Annotated in this window: 8 protein-coding genes; 1 reads left to right on the top strand and 7 read right to left on the bottom strand. The window is 70.1% G+C overall.

The window, feature by feature from the left end:
• Positions 1-122: 122 nt before the first annotated feature.
• The 5 genes from dnaB to G6028_RS05110 all read right to left on the bottom strand — a co-directional run bounded on the left by dnaB (position 123) and on the right by G6028_RS05110 (position 4,377).
• Entirely contained in the window at positions 123-1,946 is a 1,824-nt protein-coding gene (gene dnaB, locus G6028_RS05130; RefSeq protein WP_370650945.1) for a replicative DNA helicase, read from the bottom strand.
• 475 nt (positions 1,947-2,421) lie between these two features.
• Positions 2,422-2,874 carry a 50S ribosomal protein L9 gene (gene rplI / locus G6028_RS05125; protein WP_179523916.1) on the bottom strand — a complete coding sequence of 151 codons (453 nt, stop codon included), beginning with the start codon at positions 2,872-2,874 and terminating at the stop codon, positions 2,422-2,424.
• A 115-nt stretch (positions 2,875-2,989) separates the two neighbouring features.
• A complete protein-coding gene (locus tag G6028_RS05120) occupies positions 2,990-3,562 on the bottom strand; it encodes a single-stranded DNA-binding protein (RefSeq protein ID WP_179523917.1) in 573 nt (190 codons plus the stop codon).
• Positions 3,563-3,651: 89 nt separating this feature from the next.
• On the bottom strand, positions 3,652-3,939 hold the full coding sequence (rpsF, locus tag G6028_RS05115) for a 30S ribosomal protein S6 (protein WP_107747067.1): 288 nt from the start codon (positions 3,937-3,939) through the stop codon (positions 3,652-3,654).
• 144 nt (positions 3,940-4,083) lie between these two features.
• Positions 4,084-4,377 (bottom strand): LuxR C-terminal-related transcriptional regulator, encoded by a 294-nt coding sequence (locus G6028_RS05110; RefSeq protein ID WP_338404152.1) that lies wholly within the window; start codon positions 4,375-4,377, stop codon positions 4,084-4,086.
• A gap of 176 nt (positions 4,378-4,553) precedes the next feature.
• Between G6028_RS05110 and G6028_RS05105 the strand changes: the two genes are divergently transcribed.
• Positions 4,554-8,441 (top strand): NACHT and WD repeat domain-containing protein, encoded by a 3,888-nt coding sequence (locus G6028_RS05105; RefSeq protein ID WP_182658239.1) that lies wholly within the window; start codon positions 4,554-4,556, stop codon positions 8,439-8,441.
• Between the two features lie 40 nt (positions 8,442-8,481).
• Here G6028_RS05105 and G6028_RS05100 read toward each other — a convergent pair whose 3' ends face one another.
• Both G6028_RS05100 and G6028_RS05095 read right to left on the bottom strand, forming a co-directional pair.
• The gene (locus tag G6028_RS05100) at positions 8,482-8,673 is read right to left on the bottom strand and encodes a hypothetical protein (protein ID WP_179523918.1); all 192 of its coding nucleotides are present in this window, start codon (positions 8,671-8,673) and stop codon (positions 8,482-8,484) included.
• Positions 8,670-10,277 (bottom strand): glycosyltransferase family 87 protein, encoded by a 1,608-nt coding sequence (locus tag G6028_RS05095; RefSeq protein WP_338404151.1) that lies wholly within the window; start codon positions 10,275-10,277, stop codon positions 8,670-8,672. Before G6028_RS05095 ends, G6028_RS05100 begins: the two co-directional genes overlap by 4 nt.
• Positions 10,278-10,396 lie beyond the last annotated feature (119 nt).

Genomic DNA, 10,396 nt, shown 5'->3' with positions numbered 1-10,396 from the left:
CGATCCGCAGATCCCCGTGAATCACCGGGGCTAGGTTTCTCCCGACCGAAGTGACAGATTCCTGCGAACCGTGTGACACGCCAGTGAGAAATTGACAGATTGTTTGAGAACCGACAGACAACCTACAACCCGCGCGCCATATCCACGAACCGCGAGTAGTGCAGCTGGTGCGCCACGGTGATGGTGGAGGTCGGACCACCACGGTGCTTGCCCAGGATGAGGTCGGCCTCGCCGGCGCGGGGGTCGTCGCGCTCGGTGGAGTCGGGCCGGTGGAGCAGCATGACGATGTCGGCGTCCTGCTCAAGCGAGCCGGACTCGCGGAGGTCGGAGACCTGGGGCCGCTTGTCGGTGCGCTGCTCGGGGCCACGGTTCAGCTGGGAGATCGCGATCAGTGGCACGTCGAGCTCCTTGGCCAGCAGCTTGAGCTGGCGGGAGAACTCGGAGACCTCCTGCTGGCGGGACTCGACCTTCTTGCCGCTGGACATCAACTGCAGGTAGTCCACCACGATCAGCCGGAGGTCGTGCTTCTGCTTGAGTCGGCGGGCCTTGGCCCGGATCTCCATCATGGTGAGGTTGGGCGAGTCGTCGATGAACAGCGGGGCCTCGGAGATCTCGCCCATCCGCCGGGCCATGCGGGTCCAGTCCTCGTCGCTCATCTTTCCCGACTTCATGTCGGAGAGCTTGACCCGCGCCTCGGCGCTCATCAGACGCATGACGATCTCGGTCTTGCTCATCTCCAGGGAGAACAGCACGGAGGAGAGCCCGTTCTTGATCGAGCACGATCGCATGATGTCCAGGCCGATGGTGGAGTTGTGCGTGGGAATCCCGGTGGGACCGGCCAGGTACAGGTGATCATCGGCGGCGACCTCGATGCACCTGACCGGGACGCTCTGCGCGCCGCGGACGTCGATGATCAGGCGGTCGGGGCGCCCTGAACCGGCGTTCTCGGGCACCAGGATGCCGAAGTCGCTCACCAGCATCAGCGTCTCGAGTGACTTGGTGGTGACGGTCTGGTGGGTGCCGCCCATCTCGATCCGCCACTCGTGCTCGGCGTCCGCCACGATCTCCGCGCCGTCGTTGAACCGCAGGGTGAAGCAGGGGCGGTCCTCCCACACCTCGGTCACGGCCACGACCTCGGTCGGCTGCCCGTCGGCGCCGAGCACCCGGTCGCCGACGCCCACGTTCCCCATGGTGGTCACGCCGCCCGGGGTCGGGAGCACCGTGTCCAGGGCGAGTGCCTTACCGACACCGGGGCGGGCGGCGATGATGATCATCTGGCCGCCGTGGAGCCCGTTGGTCACGGCGTCGAGGTCGGCGAAGCCCGTGGGGACACCGTTGCTCAGCCCGCCGGCCGTGTGAATGGCGTCGATCTCGTCCATCGTGGGCTGCAGGAGCTCCTCGATGATCACGTAGTCCTCGGTGGTCCGGCGCTCGGTCACCTCGAAGATCTCGGCCTGCGCCCGGTCCACCACCTCGGCCACGTCGGCTCCCTCGGACCCCGAGTAGCCGAACTGCACGATCCGCGTCCCTGCGTCGACCAGACGCCGCAGGATCGCCTTCTCCGAGACGATCTGTGCGTAGTACCCAGCGTTGGCGGCCGTGGGCACGGTCGAGATGAGGGTGTGGAGGTAGGTGGCCCCTCCGGCGCGCCGGAGGTCACCACGGCGGTCAAGCTCGGCGGCCACGGTGACGGCGTCCGCGGGCTCGCCACGGGCGTACAGGTCCAGGATCACGTCGTAGACGGCCTGGTGCGACGGCTTGTAGAAGTCGCCCGGCTGGATCTCCTCCACCACGTCCGCGATCGCGTCCTTGCTGAGGAGCATTCCGCCGAGCACCGATTGCTCCGCGGTGAGGTCCTGCGGCGGCGTGCGACCGAACTCCGAGCGTCCACCCTCGTCCGGCGGAGGCGGCATCTCGTCGGATCCGTCAAATCCCCCCTGCGCCATGACCTCTCCTCTCCGCCTCACGCCTCTGGCGTGCGGTACTCCCGAGCCGACTCGCCTGCCCCGCGTGACCAGTTCACTGTAGGCCACCGGGGCGACACGCCCGGCAGCCACCCGTCAAGTTATCCACAGGTTTCTCCACAATCGTTGGTGGCCGACTGTGGACAACTGTGGATGAATTCCCGATTCGCTGGCCCGATGCCGGTCCGCCTGTGGACAACCGGTGGATTACCCGGTCGCAACTGAACAAAAGTGCTGGTCATGCGGCTCTTCGCTCGCATGTGCGACGGTGGAGAACGGCACGTATCACGCTCTGTTCAACGACGCAATAGGTAACGAAAGATGAACATTATTGGTATCGGAACCGACACCATTGTATTTTGCCGACGAGGTTATCCACAGGCGGTCCACAACCCCGTCGTGTCCACGACGAGGGCCCCGGCCGTCGCGGACGACGACCGGGGCCCTACGTGGGAGATCAGGCGGGAACGACCTCGAACTCGACCTTGGCGGTCGTGTCGTGTCCCAGTTCGACGACGACGCTCTGGGCGCCGGTCGACTTGATGTGCTCCTTGGGCATGTGCACGGCGCGCTTGTCGAGCGCCGGCCCCCCGGCGGACTTGATCGCGGAGGCGACGTCGCCCGCGGTGACCGAGCCGAACAGCTTGCCGGTGTCGGAGGTCTTGACCGCGACCTTGACGTCGGCGAGCGACTCGAGCTTCTGCTTGAGCTCGTTGGCGTGGTCCGAGTCGCGCACCTCACGGGCCTCCTGGACCCGCTTGATCGACTCGATCTGGCGCTCGGCGCCCGGGGTGGCCACGATGGCCAGCCCACGCGGGAGCAGGAAGTTACGGCCGTATCCGCCCTTGACCTCGACGATGTCGCCCGGCGCACCGAGCTTGTCGACGTCGGCGGTGAGGATCAGCTTCATGATCCGTCTACCTTTCTTTCCTCCGACGAGCCGACCGGGGCCGGACTCTCGCGAGGTCATGTCTCATGCTTATGGGGTGGGGCGCATCGCGCGCCCCGGGGAAAAGACCCTGGGATCAGAACGGGGGCTCGTCGTCCATGCCGCCGAAGCCACCGGAACCGCCGGCCCGGGGAGCGCTGCCCCACGGATCGTCGTTCTGCTGGCCGCCGCCCTGGCCGCCACCGAAGCCGCCCTGCGGCTGGCCGCCGGACTGGAATCCGCCGCCCTGCTGACCGCCGCCCTGCTGGCCACCACCCTGGAAGCCGCCCCCGCCGCCCTCGCGGTTGGTGCGGGTGACCTTGGCCGTGGCGTACTTGAGCGACGGGCCGACCTCGTCGACCTCCACCTCGTACACCGTGCGCTTCTCGCCCTCACGGGTTTCGTACGACCGTTGGCGCAGACGACCGGTGACGACGACGCGCATCCCCTTCTGCAGGGACTCCGCCACGTTCTCGGCGGCTTGGCGCCACACGTTGCAGGTGAGGAACAGGCCTTCGCCGTCCTCCCACTGGTTGGTCTGGGAGTTAAAGCGGCGCGGCGTCGAGGCGATCCGGAAGTTCGCGACCGCGGCACCCGACGGTGTGAACCGCAGCTCGGGGTCCGCGACGATGTTCCCGACCACGGTGATGGGGGTGTCGCCCTGTGCCATGCGCTTGTCCTCCGTGTTGACGCTCAGGTGGTGGTGATCGGAGCTCGACCGACCACGCCCAGATTAGCGGGCGGGCCGGACAACCCGGGTCACTTGTCGGCGCGGAGCACCTTGGTGCGGAGCACGTTCTCGTTCAGACCGAGCTGACGATCCAGCTCCTTGACCGCGTCCGGCTCGGACTTGATCTGGACGACGGCGTAGATGCCCTCGGTCTGCTTGTTGATCTCGTAGGCAAAGCGGCGCTTTCCCCAGACATCGACCTTGTCGACCGAACCGCCCTCTTGCCGGATCACGTTGAGGAACGTGTCCAGCGACGGCGCCACGGTGCGCTCGTCGAGACTCGGATCGAGGATGACCATCACTTCGTATTGACGCATGGGACCTCATCACCTCCTGTGGACTACAGATTCGGCCACGGAATTTCCGTGGCAGGAGGGTCGTTGCGTCAGCAACCCGCTAAGGCTACCCCGCTTGAGCACCGCCGACGAAATCCCTCGCGACACCGACCCGGTCGGATCGGACTAGAGGTCATCGAGTCCGATGTACCCGTCCTCGACCGCGCGCACCAGCAGCCGGACCTTCGTCCGGGCCGGCCGCCCCACCGCGTCGTACTTCGAGCGCACCCGTTGGATGTAGGTGCTCACCGTGGAGTCCGCGAGGAAGAGGCGCTCGGTGACCTCCCGCTTGCTGTCGGAGGCGAGCCATGCCAGGAGCACCTCCACCTCACGGTCGCTGAGCTCGGGCCGGGGTCCGGGCCGACGATCGGGTCGGCGGATGGATTCCCGCGCGGTGGTGAAAGGGAGTGTGGCAGTCACGATGTCCTCCGTCAGGTGAGAGTGGACTCATAGTGCTGGGGGCTGCCCGGCCGGTCACCAGTCGGCGAGATATCCGTACGAGTCCGTACGGCGGTGTCGTACGTTCGCATGAAAAACGGTCTCCAACTGCACAGATGCGCGTCGCACAGCTCGGGGGGGGCCGTACGATGTTTACCGTGGACACTCATTCCGGGCCCCCGCACCCACCGGGGTCCCCTTCAGATCCCTCTCAGGTTCGTACCCGCGAGGAGTTCGGTGCGGCGCTCACCGCCCTCCGAGCGTCCGCCGGACTGTCGGTACGGGACGTGGTCCGGGAGGTCCCCGCCCTCACCCTCGGTACCGCCTCCGGATGGTTCTCCGGACAGCACGTCCCCACGCGATCGAGCGAGACCACCCTCGTCACCGTCCTCGACCTGCTCGGCGCGGCCGAGGACACCGACGAGTGGCTCACGGCGGTGGAACGGGTCCGCTCACGCCCCGGGCCCCGGCGTCTCGGGCGCCGCGTCACCGGCAGCGATCGCGGCGGGGGGCCGCAACCCGGCCCGGTACACGCGCAGGGGGCGCCTCCCCGGGCGACCACCGCGAACGCGGGCGTACCGGGACGTTCCGCGGTCCCCGTGCCGACCGACTCCGACAGTCCCTATGTCGGCCTCCGTCCGTACGTCGCCCTCGACTCACCGCTCTTCCACGGTCGCGCGACCGAGATCGATCTGGTCCTGCGCCGGGTCGCCGAGCGGCGGACGCGGCCCCTGGTCGTGGTCGGGGCCTCGGGATCGGGGAAGTCCTCGCTCCTCGCGGCGGGGGTCGCCCCGCGGTGGGCCGACGACGGTTCGTCGGTGGTGATCTCGCGACCGGAGGAGGTGGATGCCGGGGTGGCCGGGTCGGCGGACTACCTCATCGTCGACCCGCTCGAGGAGCTCTGGGCCGCGGATTTCGGGGACACGAGGCGGGCCGAGGTCCTGGACCTCCTGGCGCAGCGGGCGGCAGGGGGCCTCCCGACGGTGGCCGCACTCCGCGCCGACTTCTTCCCACCCGCCCTCGCGGAACCGGTCCTGCGGGAGGCACTCGACGACCCCGTGGTGATCGGCCCGCCGAGCAGGGACGCGCTGGCGGAGATCATCGTCGAACCGGCCCGGTCGCTCGGATACACCGTCGAACCCTCGCTCGTGACACTGCTGCTCGACACCGTGGCGCCGGCGGACGGCGCCGGTGACGAGCGCTCTCTGCTACCACTGCTGTCCCACGTCCTCCTGGTCTGCTGGGAACGCAGTCGCCGGCGGCGTATCACTGTCGACGACTACTACTCCACGGGCGGCACCGAAGGCGCGATCCGGGCCACGGCCGAGTCCGTCTACCAACAGCTGAGCCCGGCCGGCCGGAGGAACTGCCGAGGGCTGTTCCTCCGGATGGTCGACGTCCGATCCGCACGGACGGTCCGTCGCCGCGCCCCGCTCGCCGAGCTCTCGGAGGAGCTCCTCGCCGTCGCCGCGCCCTTCGCCGACGCGGGGCTGCTCACGGTCGACGGCGAGGCGGTCACCCCCACCCACGAGGTCGTCTTCTCCTCCTGGCCCCGACTGGTCGACTGGATCGACTCCGACCGGGAGGGGTTACGCGTCCTCGGCCGGGTGCGATCCGAAGCCGCCGACTGGGAGGCCGCTGGACGCGACGACGGAGCCCTCCCGTCCGCCTCGGCGAGCGCCGATTTCGGGCAGTGGCGCGACCGGAGCGAGGGCTCCGGTGTGCACCTCGCGCCCTCCGAGCTGGACTTCCTCGACGCCGCGACCGCCCATCACGAGGCCGTGGCTCGGCGGGACCGCAGCCGGATCCGCACGCTCACGACGCTCGCCGGGTCCCTCGCGGTGGTCACCGTCCTGGCGCTCGTCGCCAGCGGCTTCGCACTCCGCGCCACCGCGACCGCCCAGGAGACCCGTGACTCGGCGCTGTCCCGCTCCGGGTCGGTGTCCTCGACCACGGCGTTCACCCGGGACCCCGCCCTCGGGCGCGCGCTCGCGCTGGCCGCGTACCGGATCCATCCCACCACCGAGGCGCGGTCGGCTCTGCTCAACACCAGCCGGGCCGACGTCCCCCTCCGGTACGAGGCCGCACCCGGTAGCGGGCGCGTCGTGGCGCTCCCGGGCACCGCGGACTTCGCCACCGCCGGTTCCGACGGCACGCTCAGGTTCTTCCGGGAGGGGGTCGGGCCGCCGCACGCCTCGCTCGGCCTGACCTCCGGCGAGAGGCACGAGCTCTACGCCGTCGAACTCTCGCCGGACGGGTCGGTCCTCGCCGTCGCCGGTCAGGGAGGGGTGCACCTGGTCGACGTCCGGGACCCCTCGGCGCCTGCGACGCTCTCCACCCTCGAGCCCGACACCGCGCCGTTCCACTCCGTGGCCTTCTCCCCCGACGGGCGGACCCTGGCGGCCGGGTCGCATGACGGCCGGGTCCTCCGCTGGCCGATCGAGGAGCGGGGCGGGCTGCCCACCGTGACCGATCTCCGCGCCCGGGTGGCCACGCCCGACCCCGGCTCGGGGGCGGCCAAGCCGGTGGAGGCGCTGGCGTGGCTGCCCGACTCGTCCACCCTGCTCCTGACCAATCGGACCTCCGGCGTCAAGACGCTCCTCGACGCGGCGGCCGACGGTACCGGGCGGCGCGGTCCGGACATCGACACCGGCCCGGTCGCCATCCCGCTCTCGCTCGCGGTCAACGGGGACGGCACCCGGATCGCGGCGGGCACCACCGATCGCTCCGTCCAGCGCTGGGCGATCGAGGACGGCGAGCTCACCGGAGCCCGCCCCCTGGCCTCTCTCGACGGGTGGAACGCCTACGTCAACGACGTCTCCTACGACGCCCTGGGCCGACTCGCGGCCGCGGGGTCGGACGAGAGGGTCCGTGTCTACGGCCCCACCGGTGCGATGCTCATCGAACTGCCGGCCTCGCAGGTCGCCACCGGCGTCCGGTTCATCGGGGAGGACCAGCTGGTCACCTACTCCGTCGACGGCCTCGTCCGACTCTGGCCGCTCGACCGTCTGGGGGCGGCCTCGGAGACCAACTCGATCTTCCAGACCGCCTCGGCCGGTGACCGGGCGAGCGGGGTGCTCGGCGTGACCGCCGCAGAACTGCACCACACCGTCGTGGACACCACGGGGTCCGTGCCCGTGGAGACCGGGCGGGTCATACCTGATCCCGAGACCCGGTTCAGCGGATCCGTCGCCATGTCACCCGACGGCCGGGTGGTCTACTCCGGGCTCGCGGACGGCGGCATCCAGGTGTTCACCGCGCCCTTCGGTCCCGCGACCCGCTCGATCGCGAGCCTGCCCGTCGCCTCCGGGGTCGTGGTGGCCACCCCGCTCAGCCCGGACGGTCGCACGCTGGCGGTGTGCAGCGACACCGACCCGGAACTCGGGCTGGTCGACGTGAGTGACCCGGCGCGCCCGAGCCTGCGCGTGACCGTCCCGCTCCCCGACCCGTGCGTGGTGGCCGAATTCTCCGCGGACTCCCGGCAGCTCGTCGTGCCCACCCTCGGACCGGAGACGGTGATCATCGACACCACCGACCCGGACCGACCCTCGGTCGCGCACCGTCTCACCACCGGGATCGGCGGCTCACCGGCGGCGGGGTACGCCCACGGCGCGCCGCTGCTGGTCACCTCGGGGGGCGACAAGACCGTGCGGTTGTGGGATGTGGCCGATGCGGCGGACCCACGAGAGCTGTCCTCGTTCATCGCCCCGCCCGGCGAGATCTACTGGGCGGCGTTCTCCGCGGACGACTCCCGGCTCGTACTCACCTCGAGCACGGGGCAGGTCTCCGTCGTCGACATCTCGGACCCCACCTCTCCGCAACCGTGGGCTGTCCTCGGCTCCACCACCGACTCCCTGCTCTACCAGGCGCGGTCGGCTTCTCCCGAGGGTGACCTGCTGGCCGTCGGTGCCGAGGGCGCCATCTGGATGTGGCGGCTCGACGTGGACCGGGTCATCGACGAGGCGTGCGCCGGCGGGGTGCAGCTCACGGGCGAGGAATGGGCCCGGCACTTCCCGGACACCGAGCCGTTCGACCTGTGCGACTGATCACCGGTCGGGCCGCCTCAGCCGTGACGCGGTCCGAACGTCAACCGTGACGCAGTCCGATCGTCAACGCGAGGACCACGGGCACCACGGTGAGGAACAGGAAGGCCGCGACGGTCCAGGAGATCCACACGGGCTGGCGCCACCCCGCGCGGTGCCCGCCGGCGGCGGTGACCATGCAGACGAATCCGACGAGGATGCACACGAACATCCAGATCATCGCACTGGTGCTCATCCGGTGGTGCCCTCCGTCTGTCGGACCCCGCGGGCCTCGTCGTCGTCATGGTCGTCGTCACGGTCGTCGTCGTCACGATCGTCGTTCTCCTGGACCGTCGGTCCGACCAGCGGTTCCCCGGGGTCCGCGAGCACCCCGGCCAGGGGGTCCGGCCCCTCGGGTGTGCCCTGGTGCGCCATCCGGACCAGGTCCAGGTGCGGCCGGTAGATCTCGCGGATCACCACCACACAGATGGCCACGACCATCAGGTCGCGCACCAGGACGAGCGGATGGAACGTCTCGGGCCCGATGCCCTTGTTGGCCACCCCGTGGAAGTACGACATGTGCGCCACCCACAGCAGGGCATCGAAGACCATCCACGGCACCAGCAGCCTGGCCCTGGGGACCGCGAGCACCGCCAGCGGGACCAGCCACAGCGAGTACTGCGGGCTCCACACCTTGTTGGTGAGCAGGAACACCGCCACGATGAGGAACGCCAGCTGCGCGATCCGCGGGGTGGTGGCGGCGGTGAGTCCGATGACCAGCACGGCCACGCAGCCGAGGGCGAACAGGACCAGGGACACCGTGTTGAGCGTGGCCGGGGCCTCGCCCGCGGCGCGCCCGGCGTCGAAGCCCTGCCAGCCCGTCAGGGTCTGCATGACGGCGTAGATGCTCTCCGGGTTGGCGGGGCGGTCCGAGTTGAGCCGGAAGAACTCCCGCCAGCCCTCGGGGAACGGGATCATGATCGGCAGGTTGACCGCCAACCAGGCCGCCACCGCCGCCACGGCCGCCTTGCCCAGGTCCACGAAGCGCCTGCGGCGGATGGCCACCACCAGCAGGGCGCCGAAGAGGAACAGCGGGTACAGCTTGGCCGCCACGCCGATCCCCAGGACGACCCCCGTCCAGACCGGCCTGCTGCGCGCCCACAGCAGGAGCGCCACTGACGCGAACGCCACCGCCATCAGGTCGTAGTTGGTGAAGGCCTGGAAGATGATGAGCGGACTGGCGGCCATGAGCAGCGTGTCCCACGGCCGGCGCCCGGCCGACAGGTAGGTGGCCCACACGGCGACCATCCAGAGGAACGCCAGGATCACGCAGCCGAGGACGAAGTACTTGACCACCTCGATGGGACCGCCGGGGGCCACCGCGTGCCAGGCCTGGGCCGCCTGGGCGGTGACGTACTGGAACATCCCGGACACCACCGGGTACTCCATGTAGCGGGCACCGCCGTCGTCGCCCACCCACATGTACCGGTACGGCAGCTCGCCGGAGTCCAGACCCTGCACCGCGTAGAGCGGGAGCGGGTCGGCGTAGCAGGCCTTGTAGTACTGCTGGCCGGTCCAGTTGAGCCCCGGCGCGGAGCCGTCGGTGGGGCTGGTGGTGACCAGGCACGCTGCCTTGGAGAAGAACCCGAGCGCCAGGAACAGCACCGCGAACATCATGATCACGCGCAGCGGCGTCCAGAACCGCTGCCGTCCTACGACCGCGTGCTCACCGACCGGTCCGCCCCACGCGTCCAGCACCGCCCTGGCGGCCCCGTCCCCGGGTCGCACCCGGTCCCGGGGGCCGAGCGATCGCAGGTCCCTGTCGAGCGGCAGCGGGGAGAGGTGGCCGTTGCTCTGCACGACCACACCCTAGTGCACCGTATCCGGGTCAGGCCCCGCCGTCTCCGGCGTCGCCGCCGCCTCCCGTGCCTCCCCCGTCGCCTCCGCCACCGGGAACCGGGGCCGGCTCGGGGGCGGGG

The sequence above is a fragment of the Dietzia cercidiphylli genome (genome assembly GCF_014145145.1).
Taxonomy (GTDB): domain Bacteria; phylum Actinomycetota; class Actinomycetes; order Mycobacteriales; family Mycobacteriaceae; genus Dietzia; species Dietzia natronolimnaea.
This window is presented reverse-complemented; position numbering and strand designations above follow the sequence as displayed.

Excerpts from the sequence above, each read along its gene's own strand:
- rplI (WP_179523916.1), bottom strand. The coding sequence starts at position 2,874 with ATGAAGCTGATCCTCACCGCCGACGTCGACAAGCTCGGTGCGCCGGGC.
- G6028_RS05120 (WP_179523917.1), bottom strand. The coding sequence starts at position 3,562 with ATGGCACAGGGCGACACCCCCATCACCGTGGTCGGGAACATCGTCGCG.
- rpsF (WP_107747067.1), bottom strand. The coding sequence starts at position 3,939 with ATGCGTCAATACGAAGTGATGGTCATCCTCGATCCGAGTCTCGACGAG.
- dnaB (WP_370650945.1), bottom strand. The coding sequence starts at position 1,946 with ATGGCGCAGGGGGGATTTGACGGATCCGACGAGATGCCGCCTCCGCCG.
- G6028_RS05100 (WP_179523918.1), bottom strand. The coding sequence starts at position 8,673 with ATGAGCACCAGTGCGATGATCTGGATGTTCGTGTGCATCCTCGTCGGA.